This is a genomic window from Halorhodospira abdelmalekii, from assembly GCF_016583625.1.
Taxonomy (GTDB): domain Bacteria; phylum Pseudomonadota; class Gammaproteobacteria; order Nitrococcales; family Halorhodospiraceae; genus Halorhodospira; species Halorhodospira abdelmalekii.
On record NZ_NRRN01000004.1, the window covers coordinates 66,157 to 89,458 of the forward strand.

The window sequence follows — 23,302 nt, forward strand, 5'->3', positions numbered from 1 at the left end:
GCGCAGAGTTTGGTCGCTCGTCGTGACTTACGCAGCGTTTGGCCCACGACAAGGCGTTACTCCAGAACCACAGGGAAGGTCTCGATGCCGTGTTCGGCGAGCTCCTCGGCGAGTCGGTTCTGTTCGTGCGTGTTAGCTAGTGGTCCTAAGCGAACCCGATAGCGGGTCTGTCCGGCACGTTCGATTTCGTCGATGGCCACTTCGGCGCCGAAGCCGCGGGCAGCTGCGCGGGCACGTTCGGCATTGTCACGGGAGGCGAAGATCCCGGCTTGTAGATGGTGATGATGGGTGTCAGCGAGTTCGGAGTCGTTGAACTCTGCCTCACCAACGCCTGTAAAGGGGCGTGTCTCGGCAGCGTGTTGTTGTTCGTGCCCCCCGTCGCTATCAGAGGCGCCGGCCTCAAGGACGCGAATCTTGACCGGCGCGGTTCCTTGATCAGCCATATCAAGGCGAACGGCCGCCGCGTAGGAGAGGTCGATAACGCGCCGGTCGGTGTCGACGAACGGGCCGCGGTCGTTGACTTTGACGACAATCCTGCGGTCATTTTCCAAGTTAATCACCTCGACCCAAGTCGGCAGCGGTAGTTCTCGGTGTGCTGCTGTCATTGCGTACATGTCATACGGCGTACCACTCGAGGTGCGGCGGCCATGAAATTGAGTTCCGTACCATGAGGCGTAGCCACGCTGCGCAAAGCCCTCCGCGGAGTCCATAACGTGGTAGGTCTCGCCAAAGACTTCGTAGGAGTCCGGGTTGCCGTAGCGGCTACGAGGAACATTCCGTGGCACAGCATCGGGGATGAGCGCCAGTTCGGCAGGGCTGCGATAGCGCGAAGGACCATCGCCGCGAACCCCTGCGGCCGGATCGGGGCGCTCACTTTCAGGCGGCGAGGGCCGTTCCGCAGCGATGTCGGGAGGCTCTGCAGGGGGGGGGTCGTCGCCGAAGAGCGCGCAGCCCGAACTCATGAGCACGAGAGTGGTGATGGCGCAGCCGTGGGTCAGCGATAACCATGACCTCCGGCGCCTGTTGGAGTTTCGGCGGCCCGCTGGGGCGGTCCGGCTCTCCCTCTCCCGCTCCGGCAGTGGCGACCGATTGCCTGGTTGCCGCGTGCGCGGGGTGCTTGCGGGAGCCGCGGTGCTCATCGGTGGTGCTCCTCGCGAATCGCGTTGGCGAGATGAAAGACCGCCATGGCGTAGAGGGCGCTGTGGTTGTAGCGCGTTAAGACGTAGAAATTGTTGTAGGTGAGCCATAACTCACGTCCCTCGCGGGCGCTTAGCTCAATCAGGTTAACGGCTGTGGAACGATCCGTCAGCCCATCGGGCAGCTCGATACCGCGTTCAGCTAGGCTTGCCGCCTCGTGCTGTGGGCGGGTCGGCCGATTGAGCGGCGCCGTAAACTCTTGCCACACTCCCCCTTTAGCGTCAACCGGGGCCGCGATCGGGGCTCCTTGCTGCCAGCCGTGTCGGGCGAGGTAGTTGGCGATGCTGGCCAAGGCGTCGCCGTCACTGTTGAAGAGGTCGGCGCGTTCGGCCTCGCGCTCAAAAGGGGCTGCGTAAGCCTCGTAGCTTGAAGCGATAAACTGCGGTTTCCCCATCGCGCCGGCGTAGGAGCCGGTAACGGTTGTCGGATCGAAGCCGTGGTCGTTGGCCAGGCGCAAAAAGGTCGCCAACTCCCGGCGGAAGAAGTCACCGCGCGGAGGGTAGTCGAAAGCCAGCGTGCTGAGCGCATCGAGCACCCGGTGGGTGCCGGTGTGCCTGCCGTAGTAGGTCTCGACCCCCAGGATGGCCAGCAAGATCTCAGGCTCTACCGCGAAGCGCTCACTGACCTGCTCAAGCAGTTCGGCGTGCTCTTGCCAGTAGTCAACGCCGGCACTGATGCGAGCATCAGTGATGAAGATATCCCGATAGCGGTACCAGGAAAGGCCCTCAGCGGGGGTGCGGATACGCTCCAAGATCGCCTCATCGTGGCGGGCCTCGGCGAGGATGGCGCGCGTCGCGCTACGATCGAGATCGTAGCGTTCGGCGACTTCGTCGGCGAAGGCAGCAAGGCGCTCGGCGAAATCGTCTGGTGCAGCGGCAGCCGTACCCGCCCAGCCAACGAGGAAACAGCCAAGAGCGCCGATTAAGACCAGCGTGGGGGCATGGAAGGATTGTTGGGTCATGGGACTGTTTGCAGACTCCGCAGCTAAAGCTAAAACCTAAGCCCAAAGGCGCCTATGGGTGTGTATCGCCATGAGAATACCGAATGCAGCCATGATGGTCACCAGCGAAGAGCCGCCAAAGCTGATCAGCGGCAGCGGGAGGCCGACGACCGGCAGCAGGCCGGAGACCATCCCCGCGTTGACCAAGACGTAGATAAAAAAGGTCAGCGAGATGGTGCCGGCCAGCAGTCGGCAAAAATTATCCTGTGCCACCGCAGCGATATACAGTCCGCGACCGACTACGACCAAATAGACAGCGAGGAGTTGCGCGACCCCGATCAGCCCGAACTCTTCGGCGACGACTGCGAGTACAAAATCGGTATGGCGCTCGGGGATAAACTCTAACTGCGCCTGGGTGCCGTTTAGCCAACCTTTACCGAACAATCCCCCTGAGCCGATAGCGATCTTCGATTGGATGATGTGGTAGCCGGCACCGAGTGGATCGCTTTCAGGGTTGATAAAGGTCAGCACGCGCGCGCGTTGATAGTCGTGCATCGCGAAAAACCAGAGCAACGGCGCGGTAATGCCGAGCAAGACCGCGCCACCGGCGATCCAGCGCAGGCCGATCCCGGCCAGGAAGAGCACAAAGAAGCCCGCTGCGGCGACCAGCACAGCGGTGCCGAGGTCGGGCTGCATGGCGATCAGGGTCGTCGGCACCAGGATTAGAGCGAGGGCTAACAGTGTGCGTGTTGCCCGCGGTGGAACATCGGCGTCGGCCAGCAGCCAGGCTACGACCAAAGGCAAGGCGAGTTTCATCAACTCGGCCGGTTGAAAACGGAAGAAGCCAAGGTCCAGCCAGCGCTGCGCCCCTTGTCCGATAACGCCTTTGGCAATGACAATCAGTAGCAGTACCATGCCCAGGGTGAAGATCCAGGGGGCCCAGCGGCGCAGGGTGCGTGGAGGGATTTGAGCAAAGACGAAGAGGGCGGCGAAGCCGATCGAGACCCGGATGATCTGTTGCTGTGTTTGTGCCCAGTCTTGGCCAAAGGCGCTGTAGAGTACCGCAACGCCAAAGATGGCCAGTGCAATCAGCGCAGTCAGTAGTACACCGTCCAAGTGCAGGCGCGCTTGCAGGAAAGAGAGGCGAATATTGGTGCCGCCTGAGTCAGAAAGGGCGACGCGGTTCATGGTGTGCTCCCGGGCGGTGCGCCCCCTTCATGCTCGACTGCGCTGGCATCAATGCGGCCTGCTTCCAATTTTTCGAGCTGGTCTAAATCGCCGAGCAGCCACGCATCGGTCACCGCCCGGGCAATGGGCGCGGCCGCTGCCGCACCGCTGCCGCCATGTTCGACGACAACGGCAATTGCAATCTGAGGCTCCTCAATGGGGGCAAAGCCGATAAAGAGGGCGTGATTGCGCAGATGCTCGGGGCGCTGTTCGTGCTCGACGGGATCCTCGTCGCCGCGCTCAGCAACCTGCGCGGTGCCGGTCTTTCCGGCGAAGGAATAGGGCAGGTCATGACCGATAAGGCGACCGGTACCGCGTGGGTGAGCAATCGTCTGGCGCATGCCCTCAATCGTCTCGTCCCAGTAAGTTGAATCGTTAAGTTCAATGCGTTTGTGTGGCGTCGTTTGAGCAATTCTTGATTCACTGCCGTTGCTGCCATCGCGAATCGTCTCGACGAGATAGGGCCGCACGATCGTGCCACGATTGGCCAGTGTCGCTGTGGCCGCGGCAAGTTGCAATGGCGTGGCACTGAAATAGCCGAGTCCGATGCCGGTGATGACGGTCTCGCCATGAAACCAGCCCTGACCAATGGCGCCACGCTTCCATTCGCGGGAGGGTAGAATGCCGCTGCGTTCGCCCTCAAGATCAGCCATCAGCGGTTTGCCGAAGCCGAACGGTGCAAGGAACGTAGACATGCGATCTATGCCCAGGTTGAAGGCAGTATCGTAAAAATAGACGTTGCACGATTCGGCAATGGCTCGATGGTAGTCGACGTCGCCGTGGCCGTGCTCGCGCCAGCAGCGAAAGGGGCGCTCTCGGCCCTCCATGCGGTAGGTGCCGTCGCAGCGAATGGTCTTCTCCGGGGTGATTACACCGTGCTCAAGAGCGGCCAGCCCGACGAACGGTTTGATCGTTGAAGCGGGTGGATAGGTGGCGCGGATAGCGCGATTGTAGAGCGGTTGCCAACCGGTCTCCTCCAGTTCGCGGAAACGCTCTCGGCTCATCCCTTCGACGAACATGTTCGGGTCGTAACTCGGCCGATTGGCCATGGCCAAGATGGCGCCGGAGGCTGGCTCAATGGCCACCACCGCACCGCGACTGTCACCAAGGGCGCGTTCAGCGACTCTCTGGAGGCGGCTATCGAGCGTTAGAATCAGGTCGTGGCCCGGTTGCGGGGGGTGGCGTTCTAGGGTTCGAAGCACCCGGCCGAGCGCGTTGGTCTCGACCCGTTCGTAACCGACCTTGCCGTGTAAGAGTGCTTCGAAGGCCAGCTCAATGCCGCTTTTGCCGATGTGCTGGGTGCCCCGGTAGGCGGCGCGGTCGATACGACGCTGTTCCTCGCGGGTGATGTGGCCGACGTGGCCGACGACATGGCTGGAATAGGTCCCCTCAGGGTAGTGCCGAACCAGGCGGGCGTTGACTTCAATGCCGGGGAAGCGGTGGCGGTGAACGGCGAGACGTGCCACTTCGCTCTCATCGAGCTGGGTGCGCAGCGGGATCTCCTCAAAGTGCCGCGAGCGTTGTAATTGTTGCTGGAATCGCTCTAGCTGGGAGTCGGAGATGGCGACGACTTGGCGCAGCGCCGCCAGGGTCGCGTCGAGATCGGGCACCCGCTCCGGGGTGATGACCAGCTGATAAGAGGGGCGGTTTTCGGCCAGGATCCGACCATTGCGATCGTAGATCAGTCCACGGGTGGGTGGCACGGGGGCGACTTTGACGCGGTTCTCGTGCGAGAGGGTGGCGTAGTGTTGGTGTTCAACCACCTGGAGGCGGACCATCTGCGCGAGTAGGATGGCAATGGCTAGGACGCTGAGCAACCCGGCAATGATAATCCGCGATCGGATGGTGCGGGCATCGCGGCGTTGATCACGGATAGGTGCCGGTTTATTCACTCGCTCTCCCCAGAGGTTGGGCTGGCCGACGTGCGTTGCGGCGGCGGCTACAGGGCGCTGTCACTGCACCTGGAAGCGGCGTCTAATTGCGCTCATGAAGTGAAAGAGCGCCGGCCACAAGAGGGCGCCGAGGAGCACAGCCGCCCACGCCTGCCAATCCGGTGAGGGGCGGCCGATCAGCCCGTTGACCCAGAATACGATCAGCTGCGCAATCAGCAACATCGTGAAGACGAAAAAGGCCTGCTGCCAGAGCGGGACGAGGCGCAAGTGTTGATGCAGGCGCACCGCTAGGTAGGCGATGATCGCAAAGGCCAAGGCGTGTTGGCCCAGTAGTGTTCCCAATAGCGCATCCTGAAAGAGCCCTAGCAGCCAACCACAACCGACGCCGACTCGATCCGGCAGGTTCAGGCTCCAGTAGAGCAAGATCAGTGCCGTCCACTCTGGACGCAGATTGGTGAGCCAGGGTGGTAAGTCCTCGACGGCCTGGGCAACGGGTAGGATGGTCAACATCAGGGCGATGATCAGACTGACCAAGATTACCGCGCCGCCGTGTCGTGGGCGATCGCCTGTCACTCGCCCCCCCTTTGTCGCGGTGTGTCGGTGCCTTGGAGATCGGTTTCGCTTCCGGAGGCGGACTTGCTGTCGTCGGCGTTCGGGATGCTTGGCCAAGGGGGTGTGTTGCCGAGCACGCCCCCCCCCCTCTCCAGCGTGTTGGAGGTTAGCAATAGCAGCTTACGGCTGCGGTCAAGATGGGCTGCTGGCTCGGCAAAGACACGTGCAAAGGGTTCGCCCGGCTCGATGTGCACCGAGGAGACGTGGCCGACCGGATAGCCGCGTGGAAAGATGCCGCCAAGCCCGGAGGCTGTGAGCAGATCACCTTCGCGGACATCAGCGTTGGTTGGCACGTTTGCTAGCTCCAGTCGCTGCGTATCGCCACTGCCACGAGCGACCGTGCGCAGACCATTGCGGTCGACCTCGACGGGGATGGCGTGACTGGCATCTGAGATGAGCCGGACTGTTGCCGAAAATGGGCCAACGCGGTCGACTTGGCCGACGATGCCGTGTGCGTCGATCACTGGCTGTCCGGCGAAGACACCGCGCCGCGACCCACGATTAATCTCAACGAGGTGTGAGTGGGGATCGAGATCGACTCGCAGCAGCTCTGCGATCGTGGCCTCGGTGTCGAGCTGACGCGAAGAGCCAAGCAGCTCACGCAAGCGCTGGTTCTCGCGTTCCAGGGCTGCTAGGCGCTGCAACCGCGCTTGGTATTCGAGATGCTGAATGTGCAGCTGCTGATTTTCAGTCTGCAGTTGTTGTCGTGTTGCCAACCAGTTCGATCCATGCTCGGCCATGGTAAAGGGGGCGTCAACAAGCACTCGCAGCGGATAGACCGCTCCAGACAGGGTCTCGCGCACCGGTTCGATCAGGTGTTCACGGTGATCGAGTGTCATGAGCAGAACCGATGCGGTCACCAGTAGCAAAAGTCGGGCTGTTGCTGACGGCTTCTGTAGGAATAAGGGCTTAATGGTATCCCGGGCCTCGCGGTGTCCAGAAACAAATGGCTACCGGCACTGGTTGCGAGCGCTCAACGCACAGAGGCGTAGTCTAACGCAACTTTGTGCAGAAAGAACGGGAAGTCTAGCAAATCGCGCCGCAGTGCTCCGCCTATAGCCGCACAGCGGCTTGGGGGGTGGTGAAGCGGCGCATCTTGCAGGTGGTCATTATCGAAAGCGGAAGTTCGCTACCCGGTCGAGAACCGGCCGATACGTGGAGGGCGGTAAGACCGGGGTATCCGCTCGATGAATCGGCACACCCGTCGAAGCGCGAAACCACACGCCATAGCGTAGCTTTGCGGGAGTCGTTCATTCGCTGACAAACAGGTCGGCGCCGCGCTCATCCATCATCTCAAGCGCCCGTCCGCCGCCACGGGCCACACAGGTCAGCGGCTCTTCGGCGATGACGACCGGAAGGCCGGTCTCCTCCATGAAGAGTCGCTCGAGGTTGCGCAGTAGAGCGCCGCCGCCGGTGATTACGATGCCGCGTTCGGCAACGTCAGCGCCGAGCTCGGGCGGGGTCTGCTCCAGAGCGGTCTTGAGGGCGGAGACGATCCCGGAGAGTGGCTCTTGCAGGGCTTCGAGGATTTCGTTGGAGTTGAGGGAGAAGCTGCGCGGGACGCCCTGTGCGAGGTTGCGACCCCGCACCTCGATCTCCCGCACCTCGGTGTCCGGAAAGGCGGTACCGATCTCGTGTTTGATGCGCTCGGCGGTCGATTCACCGATCAGGATGCCGTAGTTGCGGCGCACGTAGTTGACGATGGCCTCATCGAAGCGATCACCGCCGAGGCGGACTGACGCTGAGTAGACGATGCCGTTGAGCGAAAGAACGGCGACCTCCGAGGTGCCGCCGCCGATATCGACCACCATAGAGCCGCTGGCCTCGCTGACCGGCATATCGGCCCCGATGGCTGCCGCCATCGGCTCCTCGATCAGATGCACCTCGCGAGCCCCCGCGCCTGCGGCCGATTCGCGGATCGCCCGCCGTTCGACTTGGGTCGAGCCACACGGTACGCAGACTAGGACGCGCGGGCTCGGTTTGAAAAAGCGCGCCTCATGCACCTTCTTGATGAAGTGCTGGAGCATCTTTTCGGTGACCGTGAAGTCGGCAATAACGCCGTCCTTGAGCGGCCGAATGGCCCGTATGTTACCGGGCGTGCGACCGAGCATCGCCTTGGCCTCGGCGCCGACCGCGGCAATCCGTTTGCTCGCCCCGTCGCGATCTTGTTGAATAGCCACGACTGAAGGCTCGCTCAAGACAATACCCTGCCCGCGCAGGTAGATAAGCGTATTCGCCGTGCCCAGATCGATCGATAGATCGTTGGAGAACAGTCCGCGGATCCCTTTGAACATGCCAGCGCCCTAGAATTAGAGTCGAAGTCCGCCAATCTAGCAGTGCCAAGGGTTTTGGGCAAGAGAGGGGTGTGGTAGATTGATGCGCTGGTGGTTCGTGCCGGGGGCGCGGGTCGGTTGGCATCTATCAGATTGGTATCTATCAGATCAGTTGTGGAGAGCGTGTCCATGGCCATTGAGGCGGCTGAGGTGAAGGTGATCGCACACTTGGCACGCATCGGGATCGAGGAGGAGGCGGTTGCCGGGTATGCCCGCAGCCTCTCCGAGATCTTGGGCTTTGTCGAGCAAATGAGCGCTGTCGATACGACTGGCGTCGAGCCGTTGGCGCATCCGCTGGATGCGACCCAGCGCCTGCGTCCCGATGAGGTCACCGAGCCAGATCAGCGCGAGCTCTATCAGGCGGGGGCGCCGGCTGTAGAGGCCGGGCTCTACCTGGTTCCGCGCGTCGTCGAATAACAACCACCTCATCTTGCTAATTCTTTGGGAAACGGATCATCCATGCACCGAAAGACCGTAGCCGAACTCGCCGCGGCCCTACGCGCCGGGGAGGTCAGCAGCCGAGAGCTGACTGAAGCGTTGCTGCAGCGGATCGAGCAGCTCGATCCACAGCTCAACAGCCTGATTACGGTGACTCGCGAACAGGCCCTAGCCGCGGCTGAGCGCGCCGATGCGCGGTTACAAGCCGGCGATGGCGGGCCACTGACCGGAGTGCCGCTGGTCCACAAGGATATCTTTTGTACCGCCGGGGTGACGACGACGTGCGGTTCGCGGATGCTCGCCGAGTTTGTCGCCCCTTATGATGCCACTGTCGTTGAACGCTTAGCGGCCGCCGGTGCGGTGATGCTTGGGAAGGCGAACATGGACGAGTTCGCCATGGGTTCGTCGAACGAGACGAGCTATTTCGGGCCGGTGCGCAATCCTTGGGACTTGGATGCGGTTCCTGGAGGGTCGTCTGGGGGCTCTGCGGCAGCGGTGGCAGCGTGCTTGGTGCCGGCGGCAACCGCGACCGATACGGGCGGTTCGATCCGGCAGCCGGCTGCCTTGACGGGCGTTTGCGGGTTGAAACCGACCTACGGCCGAGTCTCGCGCTACGGCATGATTGCTTTTGCCTCAAGCCTTGATCAGGGTGGGCCGATCGCGCGCACGGCTGAGGATTTGGCACTGTTGTTGGGCGCAATGGCGGGTTTTGACTCTCGCGACTCGACGAGTGTCGACCGGGTGGTGCCGGAGTACACTGAGGGGCTCAATCGTTCTATCAAAGGGTTGCGGGTTGGGGTGCCGACGCAGTTCTTCGGTCCGGGGCTTGCTGACGATGTGCGCTCGCGGATCGAGGCGGCGCTCGAAGTGCTCGCTGGCGAGGGGGCGGAGTTGCATGAGGTCGAGCTGCCTAACATGGAGTTGGCACTGCCCGCCTACTATGTGATTGCCCCTGCCGAGGCCTCTTCTAACCTGGCTCGTTATGATGGGGTGCGCTATGGCCATCGGTGCGCCGAGCCGCAAGGGCTTGAGGACCTCTACAAACGCACGCGCGCGGAGGGGTTTGGCGAGGAGGTCAAGCGCCGGGTGCTGGTAGGGACCTACGCCCTTTCCGCTGGCTATTACGACGCTTACTATCGCAAGGCGCAGCAGATCCGCCGGTTGGTTGCAGAAGATTTTCAAAGGGTTCTGGAGCGGGTCGACGTGATCGCCGGTCCGACTTCGCCGACCCCGGCCTTCAATATCGGGGAGCGGGTCGACGACCCCGTGCAGATGTACCTCTCAGATATCTATACGCTGGCGGTTAATCTGGCGGGGTTGCCTGGCCTCTCGATCCCCGCCGGCTTCTCGCGCGGGCGCCCGGTTGGTCTGCAGCTTATCGGTGGTTACTTCGAGGAGGCGCGCCTGCTCAACGTGGCCCATAAGTATCAACAGGTGACCGATTGGCATCGACAGGTGCCGGAGGGGTTCGAGTAGAGGTGTGCCGCGCTAAGGTAGCGCGGCCAGTCTTAACCGACTGGCCTCACTCTATCGTTACGCCTTTGCCTGCCGTCTGAAATAAAGATCTGGAGCGCTATCGCCCATGCAGTGGGAAACCGTCATCGGCCTTGAAATCCATGTTCAGCTTGCCACGCGGAGCAAGATCTTCTCAGGTGCTGCAACCGCCTATGGCGCTGAGCCGAATCGACAAGCGTGCCCGATCGACCTCGGTATGCCGGGAGTGCTGCCGGTGCTTAACGCCGAGGTCGTGCGTATGGCGGTGAAATTCGGTTTGGCGGTGGGTTCACGGATCACACCGCGCTCCGTCTTCGCCCGGAAAAACTATTTCTATCCCGATCTTCCTAAGGGGTACCAGATCTCGCAGTACGACCTGCCGCTGGTCGACGGTGGTGCGCTTGATATCGAGCTGGAAGGGGGGGGGAGTAAGCGCATTGGCATCACCCGCGCGCACCTTGAGGAGGATGCTGGAAAGTCGCTGCACGAAGATTTTCACGGCATGACCGGGGTCGATTTAAACCGTGCCGGGACACCGCTGATGGAGATCGTCTCGGAGCCCGATATGCGCTCCCCGCAAGAGGCCGTGGCGTACATGAAGAAGTTGCACGCCCTGGTGCGCTATCTGGAGATTTGCGATGGCAATATGCAGGAGGGTTCCTTCCGCTGTGATGCCAATATCTCGGTTCGTCCCCGTGGTGAGACACGTCTCGGCACCCGCACCGAGCTGAAAAATCTGAATTCTTTTCGTTTTGTTGAGCGCGCCCTGAACTACGAGATTGAGCGCCAGATCGATCTGATCGAGAGTGGCGGAGAGGTGGTCCAGGAGACACGGCTGTTCGATGTCGATCAAGGGATTACCCGCTCGATGCGGACCAAGGAGGAGGCGAACGACTATCGCTACTTCCCCGAACCCGATCTATTGCCCCTCGAGGTCGATGCGCGGCTGATCGACCAGGTGCGCGAGACGTTGCCCGAGTTGCCCGATGAGAAGCGGCAACGCTTCATCACCGAGTACGCTTTGCCGGCCTATGATGCCGGCGTGTTGACTGCAACTCGTGAATTGGCCGATTTTTTCGAGTCGGCCGTGAGTGAATCCGGTGGTTACGCCAAACGCACGGCGAATTGGGTGATGAGCGAGCTTCTTGCCTATCTTAATAAGGACGGCCTGGAGCTGGCAGCCTGCCCGGTGACCCCAGAGATGCTTGGCAAGTTGGTTGCGCGCATCGAAGACGAGACGATCTCGGGGCGGGGTGCGAAAGATGTCTTTGAAGCGATGTGGGCCGGGGCCGGCGAGCCCGATGAAGTCATTGCAGCGAAGGGATTGAAACAGGTCACTGATAGCGGTGCCATTGAGGCGCTGATCGACGAGGTTCTGACCAATAATCCGCAGCAAATTGAGCAGTATCGCGCCGGTAAAGAGAAGCTGTTTGGCTTCTTCGTTGGTCAGGTGATGAAGGCCTCCGCGGGTAAGGCCAATCCGCAGCAGGTCAACGACTTGCTCAAACAGAAGTTGGACGGCTCGTGATCGATCTTTGTCAGCGTTTTCTCTTTGACGATGCCGATGTCCGTGGTGGTCTGGTGCGGCTTGAGCGTGTGCTTGAGGCGGCTTGTCAGCACCATGCCTATCCGCTGCCGGTTGCCCGCCTGCTCGGTGAGGCGTTTGCTGCCTGTGCCTTGATGCGGGCGACGATCAAGCTGAGCGGGCAGCTGACGGTACAGATCCAGGCCGCGGAGCAAGCCCCAGTCTCGTTGCTGCTGGTCCACGCCGATGGCGATGGAGCGATGCGTGGTACGGCCCGCTACCGCGGATCGCCCGAGCGAGGCGGGATCGACCGACTCTGCGGCAGCGATGCGCGCCTAGTGATTACGATCGAGCCGGACGAGGGGCGGCGCTATCAGGGTGTGGTGGGGGTTGATGAGCGGGGTTTGGCCGAGACGCTTGAGACCTACTTTCGCGACTCTGAGCAGTTGCCAACACGGATCTTTTTGAGCAGCGACGGGACGCGAGCGGCCGGGATGCTGCTGCAGCGAATGCCGGCAGCAGAGCGGGGGGGTCACGGAGATGCCGAGCGCACCGTGCATGACGCCGATCTCTGGGAGCGTGTCGGACACTTGGCAGCGACTCTCGGCGAGCGTGAACTTCTGGAACACAGCGCGGAGGAGGTGCTGCATCGGCTCTTCCACCAAGAGGCCGTGCGCCTCTTCGAGCCGCGTGAGCTCTATTTCCGTTGTCGCTGCTCGGCCGATCGCATCGCAGCCATTCTCCGTGGGCTTGAGCGCAGTGAGATCGATCGCCTCCTTGAGGAGAGTGGAGCGGTCGAGGTGCGTTGTGAGCTGTGTGGGGCCGCCTATCTCTACGATCCAGTCGACGTTAAACACGCCCTGGCCGAGGGGGGCGGCGCGGCGCCGGGCAGTGCCCGCTACCACTGAAGCACGGGGCCAGGCGTAGGGCAAGCCGTGGGCTGGGCGGTGGCGGCCGTCCGTGGAGTGGGCTTAGGATCGGTGCGGATCGGTGCTTATCCAGAGACGATCCCGGCGCGTGCGCGTGGTTCTGACGCGCAGACTGGACACTCCGGGTCGGCCGGGAGGCGGATCGTGCGCACGCTCAGTTGCAGCACATCCATGGTGAGTAACCGCCCGTATAGTGGCGCTCCCGCACCGGTTAATACCTTGATCGCCTCAATCGCTTGTAAACTGCCGCCGACCCCGGGCAACGGTGCGATGATGCCACTGTCGCTGCAGCTTTCATCGCTGCGTGCCCCAGCGCCAAAGAGGCAGCGGTAGCACGGTGAGCCGCCAGCGGGGATCGTGGTCAGCTGCAGTTCCCAGCGCAGAACTGCGGCGCTGACCAGGGGGCGGCGCGAGGCGATGCACGCCTCATTGACAGCAAAGCGCGTGGCAAAGTTATCCGAGCAATCGAGGACGACGTCGACGGTGCGGGCGTGCTCAGCAATGGTCGCCGTCTCGGTTAGGGCCGGCAGCGGGGTGACGGCGATCGTCGGGTTGAGTTGTTGGGCTGCGATCTGTGCCGAGCGGGCTTTCGGTTGGCCAAGGCGCTCGGTGGTGTGAGCGATTTGCCGTTGCAGATTGCCTAACTCGACCGTGTCCCCATCGGCGATATAGAGATGGCCTACGCCGGCACCCGCTAGATAGAGCGCAGCGGGCGAACCGAGGCCGCCAGCGCCGACAATCAGGGCGCTGCTCGCTAGTAGGCGCTGTTGCCCGGCAAGATCGATGTGCGGCAAGAGGATTTGCCGACTATAGCGCAGCAGTTGTTCATCGTTCACGCAGTAGGACTCCGCTCGTTTTCTTGCTCTCCTGGCTGCGCGCGATTGCGGCAGGGTCGTTGCGCACAGGTCACCCGCTCCAGTCCGGCTAGGTCGCGGCGGGTTGTGACTGCGGTCAAACCGGCTCGCTGCAGCAGCTCGCGCACTGCTGCGCCTTGGCGGGCGCCGTGTTCTAGGCACAACCAGCCGCCCGGCTGCAGTGCAGCTTGAGCGCACGGGATCAAACAGCGGATTGCGTCCAGTCCGTCGGGGCCGGCCACTAAGGCCTCCCGTGGCTCCCAGTGGAGCGCGGCACTGCTCCACTCTGGAGCGTTCGCCTCAACGTATGGAGGGTTGCTGACAATGAGATCGTAGTAGCGGTCTGTGAGATTGCTCCCCCAGCTGTTCCAGTTGTCCCAGTCGCCCCAGTCGCCCTGCAGAAACGATACCTGAGTCAGGCTGTGACGTTCCCGATTACGCAAGGCAATGGTGATTGCCGCAGCGCTGCGATCAATACCGATGATTTGTGCCCGGGGGCGCTCGTAAGCCAGCGCAAGGGCGATCGCGCCGCTGCCGGTGCCGAGGTCAAGCACCCGGTAAGGGGGGAGCGTGGTCGCGCGCGCTGGTAACCGCTCAAGGGCCGCCTCGACAAGGTGTTCGGTCTCGGGGCGGGGGATCAAGACCGCGGGCGTGACCTCCAACCTGAGTCCCCAGAATTCGCGCTCTGCGCACAGGTAGGCGAGCGGTTCTTGCGCCTGGCGCCGGGAGATCAAGGCGCAGTAGCGCCGCACGGACAGGGCGTCGAGTGGTGCCTCAGGATGTGCGAAGAGAGCGCTGCGTGGGGAGGCAAGCACTTGGCAGAGGAGCAATTCGGCGTCCAGGCGCGGCGACTCGGAGCTTGCGGCGAGAGCCTGAGCGCCCTCGCGCAGTGCCTCCGCGACGCTGCGCGGCTGCTGCAGTAGGAGATCTGACAGGTTGGCGCCCACTGCCCCGTTAGCGGACAGCGCGTTCCGTAAGCGCCGCTCCGGAAATACTGCGTTCCTCAAGCATCACGGGGATTCCGTCGTCGATACGATAGATGCGCGTACCATTGTCTGTGATCAGCGCTTCCGTGAGTTCCTCCTCGACCGCGCTTTCGTCCATATAACGGAGTTCCCCGCGACGAATCGCACGGTTAAGCGACTCGAGGCCGTCACTCGGCAGCGGCTTGAGCCCCTGCCGGGTGACGGGGCAGCAGAGTATCGTTAGCAACCTCTTATCCATCGCGCAAGTATACGGCGTCCGCGCGCTTCTTACCACCGGGGGCATGGACAGTTAGACAGTTAAGTCCAGGCCGTGTCGAGAAGGTGGCGTGGCGTTGCGCTAAGCAACGCCACGGGCGGATGATTCGGTGCTAGCGGCCAGTACGGTTCGCTGCGGCAACGTCTCAGCGAGTGTGGCCGCTGCGCTGCGTAGTGCCGCTTCGGTGGTTGGCCAGTCGATACAGGCGTCAGTGATGGAGACGCCGTACTCGAGCGCGTCCAAATCTCCGGTCAGCTTCTGGTTGCCCCAGCCAATGTTGCTCTCCAGCATGACGCCGAGGATCGACTGGTTGCCGTTGCCAATTTGGTGCACGACGTCCTCTAAAACGGTCGTCTGCAGGCTCGGGTCTTTGTTTGAATTGGCGTGGCTGCAGTCGATCACCAGGCGCGGCGGCATCCCGACCTTGACGAGGGCTTGCTCGCACAGGCGTATGCTGACGGTGTCGTAGTTGGGCTGCTGACCGCCGCGCAGAACGACATGGCCGTACTGATTGCCGCGGGTGCGCATGATCGTAATGCGTCCCTCTTGATCAATGCCGAGGAAACTGTGCGGCGCCGAGGCCGATTGCAAGGCGTTGATGGCGACCTCTTGACTGCCGTCGGTTGCGTTTTTGAAGCCGACGGGGGTCGATAGTCCGCTGGCGAGTTCGCGGTGCGTCTGTGACTCGGTGGTGCGAGCACCGATCGCCGTCCAGGAGACCAGATCGCCGTAATACTGCGGGGCGATCGGGTCGAGCGCCTCGGTGGCCGTCGGTAACCCGATCTCGGTGATCTCGGCCAAGAGCTCGCGCGCCATCCGCAGCCCCTTGTCGATACGGAAGGAGTCGTCCATGTTCGGATCGTTGACCAAGCCCTTCCAGCCAACCGTGGTGCGCGGCTTCTCGAAGTAGACCCGCATGACCAGATAGATGCTGTCACTGAGCTCGTCGTGCAGGGCCTTGAGCCGGCGCGCGTAGTCGAGGGCGGCTTGGGGGTCGTGAATTGAGCAGGGGCCGACGACGGCAAAGATTCGTTGATCCCTCCCGTCAAGGATGTTGCGCAGTGTTTCACGGCTATCTAGCACGACACGCCGCGCCTTCTCCGTCAGCGGCACTTGCTGTTTGATTTCGGCAGGGGAGGGTAGGCGCTCACCGGCGACTACGTTGACGTCGTTCACGTGATCGTTGTTCGTTGACATAGGGATCCTGAGTTGCGGCTCTGCAAAGAGAAGTAAAGTGACAGGCTAACCCGCCAATGGTACTGAGCGGTAAGGGGCCGATTCAAGCGCCCAGGCTGAGCGCGCCGCAGTGCTGGCGTTATCGGGGGCGTCCGTGCCAGGTGCCAGGTGCCAGGTGCCAGGTGCCAGGTGCCAGGTTCCAGGTGGTCTGCGGACCTTAGCCCGCGTGTCGGCGCTCGCCGATCAGCTCATAGATCGGCGAATCCCCTGCCACCGTCTCTTCGTCGACGATTAAACGCTCCACGCCACCGTTGGCGGCCGGCACGGCAAACATCGGCTCAAGCAAAATCCCTTCCAAGATGGCCCGTAAGCCGCGTGCCCCGGTTCCGCGCGCGTAGGCCCGACGCGCGATAGCGCGCAGTGCACCGGGCGTGAACTGAAGCTCGCAGCCATCACGGGCGAGTAACGCCTGGTACTGCCTGACTGGGGCGTTGCGCGGCTCGGTTAACACCCGCACCAACTCGTCCTCGCCGAGTTCGGCCAACTCTTCGACGATGGGGAGTCGACCAACCAATTCGGGCAGCAGCCCGTACTCTTGCAGCTCCACCGAGCCGGGTCGTAGCGGTCCCACACCGCCGTCCAGGTGTGCGGCGAAACCGACGCCGCGCCCCGCTGCCCGGTTCGCGCGCTGTTGTCGCAGCGCCTCGAAGGCGCCGCCGCAGATAAACAGCACATCGCGCGTATCGACCCGCACTTCCCGGCCTTTGCGGCCCGGTACGGCAAGGCTTACAGTGCGCCCTTCGAGCAGTTTCAGCAGTGCCTGCTGCGTGCCCTCTCCGGCAACGTCGCGAACCGTGGCGCTCTCAGCGCGTACGGCCAGCTTGTCGATCTCGTCGATATAGATAATGCCGCGAGAGGCGCGCTCTGGGTCGTAGTCACAGACCGCAAGCAAGCGGGCAATGACGCTATCTGCGTCTTCGCCGGCGTATCCGGAGGCGGTCAGGCGCGTAGCATCGACCGCAGCAAATGGAACCTCGACTGCGCGGGCCAAACACTCGGCTAAATAGCTTTTGCCCGAGCCACTCGGCCCGACCAGCAAGATGTTGCTCTTGCCCAGCTCCACGTCACTGCCCCGGGCGGCCCAGACGAGACGCTTGTAGTGGTTGTAGATCGCCACAGCGAGCACCATTTTCGCCCGCTCTTGGCCGATCACGTAGTGATCCAAGTGGCGTCGCAGCGCCCGGGGGGCCGGTAACGTGGCCAAAATACGCTCCTGGCGGCGTCGGCGGTCGACCTCAAGGACCTCGTTGCAAGCCTCCAGGCACGCCTCGCAGATATAGGCCTGCTCCCCGCCGATGAGCGCTCCGGCAACGCTCTCCTCTCGAGCACAGAAAGAGCAGCGGCGCTCGCGCTCGATTTCCGGTCGCAGTTCGGGCTCATCTAGGGCGGGCAGACCGTTGCGCCACGCCTCACCATAGGTTGGTCCGCGCATTGTTCGACTCCACAGATCCTGGTGGACTTCCTCTGTAAGCGGCAGCTTGCCCCAAAGCTTGAGGGATAAGCGCATCGATAGCGCGGCGCGGCGCTTCGTTCGCGGGTGGAAGAGTGGGGTGAGTGGCCTGTAGTTCACCGAGTTATTGCGTTCTGCGAAGAAGAGCCATAGAGTAGTTTGTGTCTGAAAATGAGACCTCGATGTAAGGTCTTGTGCACCCTGAGCCTGAGACTCGCTTGCGATCAGCAGCAGCAGGAGGAAGCGGTATGGCGTCCAGTAGGCACACAATACCGGTGCGCGGTTTTGAGCCGTATGAGGCCGCGGCCGATGAAGAGTACATGAGCGATGAGCAGCTTGAGCACTTTCGCCTGTTGCTTGAGGCTTGGAAGCGAGAGCTGCAGGAGGAGGTTGAGCGGACCGTGCACCATATGCGCGACGACGCCAATAATCACGCCGACCCCTCCGATCGCGCGACCCAGGAGGAGGAGTTTGCTTTAGAGTTGCGCGCCCGCGACCGCGAGCGCAAGCTGATTCGCAAGATCGACCAGGCGCTCGGCCGTATCCGCAAAGGCGACTACGGCTTCTGCGAGCAGTGTGGTATCGAGATTGGGTTGCGCCGCCTGGAGGCGCGTCCGACCGCGACGCTCTGCATCGATTGTAAGTCGCTGGAAGAGATCCGCGAGCGCCAACGGGTCGCCTGAAAGGTCTCAGCGCGGGGGGGGGGGCTGGCGCGCGCGGAGGTTGTTCAGTGCCGCGCTGCCCCCGTAGGCTCTCCGCTCCTCCTGCGAAAAGACTCTCCCTCTCCCTGTGTGGGCTCGTCCGGGACCGCCTGGCTTGAAGCTGAACAGGTCGCCGGGGCTCTCCCCCTCTCCTGGTGACCCTTAGCGGCTCTCCGTCTCTTCTGTTAGTTGCGCGAGTACCTCGGCGTGATGCTCCTGGACGAGCGCGTCGAGGAGCTCATCGAGACTGCCATTGAGTGTCTGTTCGAGTTTATAAAGGGTTAAGCCGATGCGATGATCGGTAACACGCCCCTGTGGGAAGTTATAGGTACGGATGCGCTCTGAGCGGTCGCCGGAGCCGACGGCCAGGCGGCGCTGCTCGCTGCGCTCGGCCTGCGCTTGGGCTCGTTCACGCTCGATCAGGCGTGCCTGGAGCAACGCCATGGCCTTGGCGCGGTTTTTGTGCTGAGAGCGCTCGTCCTGACACTCGACTACGACGCCGGTCGGTAGGTGGGTGATGCGGATCGCCGAGTCGGTCGTGTTGACGTGCTGCCCGCCGGCTCCCGAGGAGCGGAAGGTGTCGATGCGCAGCTCGTTGGTGTCGATTTCGATGGCATCGACTTCGGCGATCTCCGGAAGGATGGCCACGGTGCAGGCCGAGGTGTGGATCCGACCTTGCGATTCAGTGACTGGGACACGCTGTACACGGTGTGCGCCCGACTCGAACTTCAGGCGTGAGTAGACGCCACGACCGTTGATGCGAGCGATGATCTCGCGGTAGCCGCCGTGCTCGCCCTCACGCGCGGAGAGGACCTCGGTTTGCCAATTCTGTTGTTCGGCGTATCGGGTGTACATCCGGAATAGATCCCCGGCAAAGAGCGCGGCCTCATCTCCGCCGGTGCCGGCACGTACCTCCAGGAAGACGTTGCGGTCATCGTTCGGATCTTGCGGCACCAAGTGGTGCTGCAGGCGTTGCTCGATCTGTTCCAGGGTCGAGCGCGTGTTCGTCAACTCCTCCTGGGCCAGGGCCCGAATCTCTGGGTCGCTGTCCTCGCACATGGCCTCCGCGCCGTCGACCGTGTCGACTGCTCGGCGGTAGGCTTGCAGGTCCCGGACGACCGGTTCGAGTCGGGCGTACTCCCGAGAGAGTTCGGCAAAGCGCCGAGGATCGGCGGCGACGTCAGGCTCCGCTAGCTGCGCGCCAATCTCCTCGTGCCTCTCCGCCATCCGCTCCAGTTTGTCTCGAATCGTCGCTTTCACCGGACCTCTCTACAACTTGTTGATCAATGGCTAATGTCTGTAGGGCGTGTTGAATGCGCGTACGCTCCCCTGTGGCGGCGGCTGCACGCAGTCCGACCGTCGGGGCGTGGATGAGCCGACGGGTTAGCGTGTGTGTCAGCCACTCGATAACCTCCTGCGGATCGTCGCCGCGCTGCAGACGGCGAGCCGCCTGTGCGCGTGACGCCCGGGCGTAGCTGCGGGCGCGCTCGCGGAAGGTGCGAATGGCCTCGCCAGCATCGCGGGCGCGCCGCCACTGCAGGTAGTGCCCGACCTGGCGCTCGACAATGGCCTCGGCTTGTTGGGCAGCCTCGCGGCGCGAGCGCATGTTTTCAGCGACGACCTCGCGAAGGTCGTCGACCGTGTAGAGGTAGACGTCGTCCATCTCGCCTGCCTCTGGCTCAATGTCGCGGGGGACGGCCAGATCAAGCATGAACATCGGGCGGTGGCGGCGCTGACGAATCGCCCGCTCGACGGTGCCTTTGCCTAAGATAGGCAGCGGGCTGCCGGTTGAGGCGACCACGATATCGGCCTCGCCCAGCCGTCGCGATAGATCGCTAAGGCCCATCGCCTCGCCTTCGTGAGCTTCGGCTAGGCGCTTGGCCCGTTCGACGTTGCGGTTGGCGACCAAGACTCGGCCGATCCCGTTCTGTGACAGGTGGCGGGCGACCAGCTCGATAGTCTCGCCAGCGCCGATAAGCATCGCGGTGCGCTTGGGAAAGTCGTCGAAGATCTGCTTGGCCATGGTGACCGCCGCGAAAGCCACCGAGATCGGGTTCGAGCCGATGTCGGTGTCGGTGCGCACCTGCTTGGCTACCGCGAAGGCGTGCTGAAAGAGGCGATCCAGTACGGCCCCGAGGCTGCCGGCCGTAGAGGCCTTCTGATAGGCATCTTTGACTTGGCCAAGGATCTGCGGCTCGCCGAGCACGAGCGAGTCGAGGCCAGCGGAGACACGCATCAGGTGGCGCATCGCTTCGGTGCTGCGGCGCACGTAAAGGTGCGGGCGAATCTTGCGCAGGTCGACGCGCTGGTGACGGGCCAGCCAGCCGATGACAACCTCGGGGTCGGTGTGCGATAGACGCACGTAGACCTCGGTACGGTTGCAGGTCGAGAGGATCGCGATCTCCTCAGCGCCGGTCTCCGTCTTCGCTGCCTGCAGCGCGTCGTGCAAGGTCTCGGCATTGAACGCAAGACTCTCGCGGACCGCAACGGGCGCACTCTCGTGGTTCAATCCAATCGCAAAAAGTGGCATAGGGCTAGCGTCCGTCCGCTTGTTTAGGGCACCATCAAGACTCTACCGCGTATTGTCACGAAAGGCGACGGCCCTGGTAAAGTACCGCTTCCGCAAAAAAATGCCCGATCTCACACTAGGTTGTCGGCGGCGCCGGAAACTGCGCCAATTTGCCGCCCCGATGCGCGGCCGGTGCATTCGCGGATCGGTCGCGGGGCCGTGCCAGGTGCTCGCCCTATGGTAATGGCTGTGGCGGTCTCTATGGCGATGTCTCAGGTTCGCTCTCGGCGGCGCTTGTGGCCCCGGTGGTCGGCCTCGGGCTGGGGGCGATTGTTTCTGGTCCCGGTCCTGGTCGGCACGGTTGCTCTGCTGAGTGGTTGTGCGCTGTTCAGGGAGTCGCCGCCGGAGCCAAAGCAAGAGGCGGCGCAGATTGAGCCGCCGGAGTGGCAGATCGATCCGCGAACGGCCGCGATTCGCCACCTGTTGATTGCCGGTGTGGCGCTGCAGCGCGAACAGCCGGAGCAGGCGCTGGTTCACTATAGCCAAGCCATGCGTTTGACGCGTGACCCGCTGGTGGTCGAGCGCGCCGTGCAGCTGGCGGTGCTGCTGCAAGACGACGAGCGGGCCGAGGCGGCTGCGCAGCGCTGGAGCGAGCTCGCCCCGGAGCGTATTGAGGCGCATCAGTTGCTCGGATTGCTGGCACTGCGGCGTGGCGAGGTGGAGCAAGGGCGGGTGCATTGGGCGCGGTTTGTGGAGGGGTGGCCCGGCTCAACGGGCGATGCCTTTGTGCAGTTGTTGCGCCTGCTCGATCACGGCGTCGACGAGGCGGCTGCGTTTGCAGCCTTGGCTGAGGTGGCCGCTGAGTATGCCGATATCGCACAGGCGCAGTGGGTGCTGGCACAGAGTGCCGAGCGCGCCGGAGAGCCGCAGCGGGCGCTGAGCGCGGCGGCACAGGCATTGACCTTGGCGGAGTCCGACGCTCGGCTCTATCCGCGCATCGCCCTGTTTAAGGGCTCTTTGTTGCAGCGCCAAGGCGATGTGCAGATGGCCCTGGAGCTCTTCGAAGAGGCTCTGAAGGTGGCTCCCGAGCACGTCGATCTGCTCTACGGTCGGGGGATTGCGCGCGCTGCCGCTGGCGATGATCGAGGAGCCGAGGCCGACTTTCGGCGGGTCTTGGCGCAGGCGCCGCATGATCCGCATGCACAGAATGCGCTTGGCTATACGCTGGCTGATCAGGGGCGCGATCTTGAGGAGGCCTACGAGCTGATCAGCAGGGCGTTGGCGCGGCGCCCAGAGAGTGCTGCTATCCTCGATAGCAAGGGCTGGGTGCTCTATCGCATGGGAGAGCTGGAGCGCGCTTTGGAGTATTTAGAGCGGGCCTTCGAGAAGGAGCAAGACGCTGAGATCGCGGCGCACTTAGGCGAAGTGCTGTGGGAGCTGGGAGAGCGTGAGCGCGCCCGTGCGGTCTGGCGCGAGGCGGTCGCCGAGGATCCCGAGCACCAGGTTTTGAGGGAGACGTTGCAGCGCTACGGGGTGGATCCGGGTGATGAGTGATGTGCGGGCGGATGGCAGCGTGTGGGGCCGCGGGTTGGCTGGTCAGCGGGGTGGCGTAAGAGGGGGGTGCCGCCGTTCCAGGTCGTGGTTTTGGCGGTCTCGTCGGGTGCTGCGGGCCGGCGGGTTCCTGTTGTGGTTCGGTTGTGTCGTCACGCTCGGCGGTTGCGCCTGGTGGGTCGATCCGGATGAGCGCGAGCGCGCTCACCGCGATTTCCTCGCCGAGCGTGCCGACTTGACCCACTGGACGGTTCAGGGGCGTGCGGCAGCGCGTGCCAATGGCGACGGCGCCACGCTCGGTTTGCGTTGGCAACAGCTCGATGAGACGTTTGATATTCGCCTCTCCGGGCCTTTCGGGGCGGGTGCGGTGCGGGTCAGCGGTCACCCTGGGGCGGTCGTCTTGGATGACGGCTCCGGGCAGACCTTCTGGGCGCCTGATCCCGAGACCTTGGTTGCTCGCCATGCCGGGTATGCCTTGCCGGTCTCGGCGCTACGCTACTGGATCCTTGGGGTGGAGAGTGAGGGCCTAGAGCTTGAGCGGCTCGATCTTGATACGCAGGGGCGGCCCAGTTTGCTGATCGAGGACGGTTGGCGGGTCGAGTATCGTGGTTGGGCGCAAGTCGATGGGGTCAGTCTGCCGGCACGGATCGATCTGCAGAAGGGCAGCAAACAGCTGCGGGTGGCGCTCTCTGGTTGGCAGCTCGAGGCGGGCCGTGGCGAATGAATGGGCGGGCGAGTGCTTCACGTGACCCGGATGGTCGGGGCCCCGGAGCTGCAGCAGGAGGGATGGATGGGGTGATGCAACCGAGCGACGAGTGGACACGCTGGACGGCGCCAGCCAAGGTCAATCTCTTTTTGCACATTCGCGGGCGGCGCGCGGACGGCTACCACGAGTTGCAGACCGCCTTTCAGTTGCTCGATTTTGGTGATGAGGTCTGGCTGCGCCCGCGCCGGGACGGGCAAGTGGTGCGTCACTACGAGCTGCCGGGAGTGGCGCCCGCCGATGACCTAACTGTGCGTGCCGCACGAGCCCTGCAGGCGACCCTGCCGGGAGGCGAGGCACCCGCAGCGGAGGGTGGCAGCTCGAGGCGGGCCGTGGCGAATGAATGGGCGGGCGAGTGCTTCACGTGACCCGGATGGTCGGGGCCCCGGAGCTGCAGCAGGAGGGATGG

Annotated in this window: 22 protein-coding genes; 8 read left to right on the plus strand and 14 right to left on the minus strand. The window is 63.2% G+C overall.

What is annotated here, in order from left to right:
- Positions 1 to 56: 56 nt before the first annotated feature.
- From CKO15_RS01750 to CKO15_RS01780, 7 genes are all read right to left on the minus strand, one after another.
- Positions 57 to 962: a septal ring lytic transglycosylase RlpA family protein gene (locus tag CKO15_RS01750; RefSeq protein WP_200191899.1), complete on the minus strand. Its 906-nt coding sequence runs from the start codon at positions 960 to 962 to the stop codon at positions 57 to 59.
- A gap of 173 nt (positions 963 to 1,135) precedes the next feature.
- The gene (gene mltB, locus CKO15_RS01755) at positions 1,136 to 2,158 is read right to left on the minus strand and encodes a lytic murein transglycosylase B (protein WP_200191902.1); all 1,023 of its coding nucleotides are present in this window, start codon (positions 2,156 to 2,158) and stop codon (positions 1,136 to 1,138) included.
- 36 nt (positions 2,159 to 2,194) lie between these two features.
- Positions 2,195 to 3,325, minus strand: coding sequence for a rod shape-determining protein RodA (gene rodA / locus CKO15_RS01760; RefSeq protein ID WP_200191904.1), 1,131 nt, complete (start codon positions 3,323 to 3,325; stop codon positions 2,195 to 2,197).
- Positions 3,322 to 5,256, minus strand: coding sequence for a penicillin-binding protein 2 (mrdA, locus tag CKO15_RS01765; protein ID WP_338035975.1), 1,935 nt, complete (start codon positions 5,254 to 5,256; stop codon positions 3,322 to 3,324). The genes rodA and mrdA overlap by 4 nt, the downstream gene beginning before the upstream one ends.
- A 60-nt stretch (positions 5,257 to 5,316) precedes the next feature.
- The gene (gene mreD / locus CKO15_RS01770; RefSeq protein ID WP_200191906.1) at positions 5,317 to 5,829 is read right to left on the minus strand and encodes a rod shape-determining protein MreD; all 513 of its coding nucleotides are present in this window, start codon (positions 5,827 to 5,829) and stop codon (positions 5,317 to 5,319) included.
- Entirely contained in the window at positions 5,826 to 6,782 is a 957-nt protein-coding gene (gene mreC, locus CKO15_RS01775) for a rod shape-determining protein MreC (protein WP_200191952.1), read from the minus strand. Before mreC ends, mreD begins: the two co-directional genes overlap by 4 nt.
- Positions 6,783 to 7,118: 336 nt before the next feature.
- Complete coding sequence (locus CKO15_RS01780) at positions 7,119 to 8,162, minus strand: rod shape-determining protein (RefSeq protein WP_200191908.1); 1,044 nt, start codon at positions 8,160 to 8,162, stop codon at positions 7,119 to 7,121.
- A 168-nt stretch (positions 8,163 to 8,330) separates the two neighbouring features.
- On the opposite strand from CKO15_RS01780, the gene gatC reads away from it, so the two are divergent.
- The 4 genes from gatC to hslO all read left to right on the plus strand — a co-directional run bounded on the left by gatC (position 8,331) and on the right by hslO (position 12,566).
- Complete coding sequence (gene gatC / locus CKO15_RS01785; RefSeq protein ID WP_200191910.1) at positions 8,331 to 8,618, plus strand: Asp-tRNA(Asn)/Glu-tRNA(Gln) amidotransferase subunit GatC; 288 nt, start codon at positions 8,331 to 8,333, stop codon at positions 8,616 to 8,618.
- 42 nt (positions 8,619 to 8,660) lie between these two features.
- Positions 8,661 to 10,115 carry an Asp-tRNA(Asn)/Glu-tRNA(Gln) amidotransferase subunit GatA gene (gatA, locus tag CKO15_RS01790; protein WP_200191912.1) on the plus strand — a complete coding sequence of 485 codons (1,455 nt, stop codon included), beginning with the start codon at positions 8,661 to 8,663 and terminating at the stop codon, positions 10,113 to 10,115.
- Positions 10,116 to 10,221: 106 nt separating this feature from the next.
- A complete protein-coding gene (gene gatB / locus CKO15_RS01795; RefSeq protein WP_200191914.1) occupies positions 10,222 to 11,661 on the plus strand; it encodes an Asp-tRNA(Asn)/Glu-tRNA(Gln) amidotransferase subunit GatB in 1,440 nt (479 codons plus the stop codon).
- The gene (gene hslO, locus CKO15_RS01800) at positions 11,658 to 12,566 is read left to right on the plus strand and encodes an Hsp33 family molecular chaperone HslO (RefSeq protein WP_200191916.1); all 909 of its coding nucleotides are present in this window, start codon (positions 11,658 to 11,660) and stop codon (positions 12,564 to 12,566) included. Before gatB ends, hslO begins: the two co-directional genes overlap by 4 nt.
- Before the next feature lie 86 nt (positions 12,567 to 12,652).
- Here hslO and CKO15_RS01805 read toward each other — a convergent pair whose 3' ends face one another.
- The 5 genes from CKO15_RS01805 to clpX all read right to left on the minus strand — a co-directional run bounded on the left by CKO15_RS01805 (position 12,653) and on the right by clpX (position 17,351).
- Positions 12,653 to 13,423 carry a molybdopterin-synthase adenylyltransferase MoeB gene (locus CKO15_RS01805; protein ID WP_200191918.1) on the minus strand — a complete coding sequence of 257 codons (771 nt, stop codon included), beginning with the start codon at positions 13,421 to 13,423 and terminating at the stop codon, positions 12,653 to 12,655.
- The gene (prmC, locus tag CKO15_RS01810) at positions 13,420 to 14,388 is read right to left on the minus strand and encodes a peptide chain release factor N(5)-glutamine methyltransferase (RefSeq protein WP_338035976.1); all 969 of its coding nucleotides are present in this window, start codon (positions 14,386 to 14,388) and stop codon (positions 13,420 to 13,422) included. The genes CKO15_RS01805 and prmC overlap by 4 nt, the downstream gene beginning before the upstream one ends.
- Positions 14,389 to 14,395: 7 nt before the next feature.
- A complete protein-coding gene (locus CKO15_RS01815; RefSeq protein ID WP_242464485.1) occupies positions 14,396 to 14,653 on the minus strand; it encodes a Trm112 family protein in 258 nt (85 codons plus the stop codon).
- Between the two features lie 111 nt (positions 14,654 to 14,764).
- On the minus strand, positions 14,765 to 15,880 hold the full coding sequence (locus CKO15_RS01820; RefSeq protein ID WP_200191922.1) for a 3-deoxy-7-phosphoheptulonate synthase: 1,116 nt from the start codon (positions 15,878 to 15,880) through the stop codon (positions 14,765 to 14,767).
- Positions 15,881 to 16,076: 196 nt separating this feature from the next.
- Positions 16,077 to 17,351 (minus strand): ATP-dependent Clp protease ATP-binding subunit ClpX, encoded by a 1,275-nt coding sequence (gene clpX, locus CKO15_RS01825; RefSeq protein WP_200191924.1) that lies wholly within the window; start codon positions 17,349 to 17,351, stop codon positions 16,077 to 16,079.
- A 266-nt stretch (positions 17,352 to 17,617) separates the two neighbouring features.
- Between clpX and dksA the strand changes: the two genes are divergently transcribed.
- The gene (gene dksA / locus CKO15_RS01830; RefSeq protein WP_200191926.1) at positions 17,618 to 18,052 is read left to right on the plus strand and encodes an RNA polymerase-binding protein DksA; all 435 of its coding nucleotides are present in this window, start codon (positions 17,618 to 17,620) and stop codon (positions 18,050 to 18,052) included.
- A 180-nt stretch (positions 18,053 to 18,232) separates the two neighbouring features.
- On the opposite strand, the gene prfA is transcribed toward dksA, so the two are convergent.
- Together prfA and hemA are read right to left on the minus strand one after the other, a co-directional pair.
- Positions 18,233 to 19,330, minus strand: a complete 1,098-nt coding sequence (prfA, locus tag CKO15_RS01835; RefSeq protein WP_200191928.1) for a peptide chain release factor 1 — start codon at positions 19,328 to 19,330, stop codon at positions 18,233 to 18,235.
- Positions 19,251 to 20,600, minus strand: a complete 1,350-nt coding sequence (gene hemA / locus CKO15_RS01840; protein WP_200191930.1) for a glutamyl-tRNA reductase — start codon at positions 20,598 to 20,600, stop codon at positions 19,251 to 19,253. Before hemA ends, prfA begins: the two co-directional genes overlap by 80 nt.
- Before the next feature lie 216 nt (positions 20,601 to 20,816).
- Here hemA and CKO15_RS01845 point away from each other — a divergent pair, with 216 nt between their 5' ends.
- From CKO15_RS01845 to CKO15_RS01855, 3 genes are all read left to right on the plus strand, one after another.
- Positions 20,817 to 22,133, plus strand: a complete 1,317-nt coding sequence (locus CKO15_RS01845) for a tetratricopeptide repeat protein (RefSeq protein ID WP_207123760.1) — start codon at positions 20,817 to 20,819, stop codon at positions 22,131 to 22,133.
- Positions 22,126 to 22,854 carry a lipoprotein insertase outer membrane protein LolB gene (gene lolB, locus CKO15_RS01850; RefSeq protein WP_200191934.1) on the plus strand — a complete coding sequence of 243 codons (729 nt, stop codon included), beginning with the start codon at positions 22,126 to 22,128 and terminating at the stop codon, positions 22,852 to 22,854. Before CKO15_RS01845 ends, lolB begins: the two co-directional genes overlap by 8 nt.
- A gap of 74 nt (positions 22,855 to 22,928) precedes the next feature.
- Positions 22,929 to 23,261 carry a 4-(cytidine 5'-diphospho)-2-C-methyl-D-erythritol kinase gene (locus tag CKO15_RS01855; protein WP_242464486.1) on the plus strand — a complete coding sequence of 111 codons (333 nt, stop codon included), beginning with the start codon at positions 22,929 to 22,931 and terminating at the stop codon, positions 23,259 to 23,261.
- Positions 23,262 to 23,302 lie beyond the last annotated feature (41 nt).

What these genes read in the sequence shown, in the direction of transcription:
- CKO15_RS01750 (WP_200191899.1), bottom strand. Translation starts at nt 962, where the DNA reads ATGAGTTCGGGCTGCGCGCTCTTCGGCGACGACCCCCCCCCTGCAGAG.
- mltB (WP_200191902.1), bottom strand. Translation starts at nt 2,158, where the DNA reads ATGACCCAACAATCCTTCCATGCCCCCACGCTGGTCTTAATCGGCGCT.
- rodA (WP_200191904.1), bottom strand. Translation starts at nt 3,325, where the DNA reads ATGAACCGCGTCGCCCTTTCTGACTCAGGCGGCACCAATATTCGCCTC.
- CKO15_RS01780 (WP_200191908.1), bottom strand. Translation starts at nt 8,162, where the DNA reads ATGTTCAAAGGGATCCGCGGACTGTTCTCCAACGATCTATCGATCGAT.
- gatC (WP_200191910.1), top strand. Translation starts at nt 8,331, where the DNA reads ATGGCCATTGAGGCGGCTGAGGTGAAGGTGATCGCACACTTGGCACGC.
- gatA (WP_200191912.1), top strand. Translation starts at nt 8,661, where the DNA reads ATGCACCGAAAGACCGTAGCCGAACTCGCCGCGGCCCTACGCGCCGGG.
- gatB (WP_200191914.1), top strand. Translation starts at nt 10,222, where the DNA reads ATGCAGTGGGAAACCGTCATCGGCCTTGAAATCCATGTTCAGCTTGCC.
- CKO15_RS01820 (WP_200191922.1), bottom strand. Translation starts at nt 15,880, where the DNA reads ATGTCAACGAACAACGATCACGTGAACGACGTCAACGTAGTCGCCGGT.
- clpX (WP_200191924.1), bottom strand. Translation starts at nt 17,351, where the DNA reads ATGCGCGGACCAACCTATGGTGAGGCGTGGCGCAACGGTCTGCCCGCC.
- dksA (WP_200191926.1), top strand. Translation starts at nt 17,618, where the DNA reads ATGGCGTCCAGTAGGCACACAATACCGGTGCGCGGTTTTGAGCCGTAT.
- hemA (WP_200191930.1), bottom strand. Translation starts at nt 20,600, where the DNA reads ATGCCACTTTTTGCGATTGGATTGAACCACGAGAGTGCGCCCGTTGCG.
- CKO15_RS01845 (WP_207123760.1), top strand. Translation starts at nt 20,817, where the DNA reads ATGGTAATGGCTGTGGCGGTCTCTATGGCGATGTCTCAGGTTCGCTCT.
- lolB (WP_200191934.1), top strand. Translation starts at nt 22,126, where the DNA reads ATGAGTGATGTGCGGGCGGATGGCAGCGTGTGGGGCCGCGGGTTGGCT.
- CKO15_RS01855 (WP_242464486.1), top strand. Translation starts at nt 22,929, where the DNA reads ATGCAACCGAGCGACGAGTGGACACGCTGGACGGCGCCAGCCAAGGTC.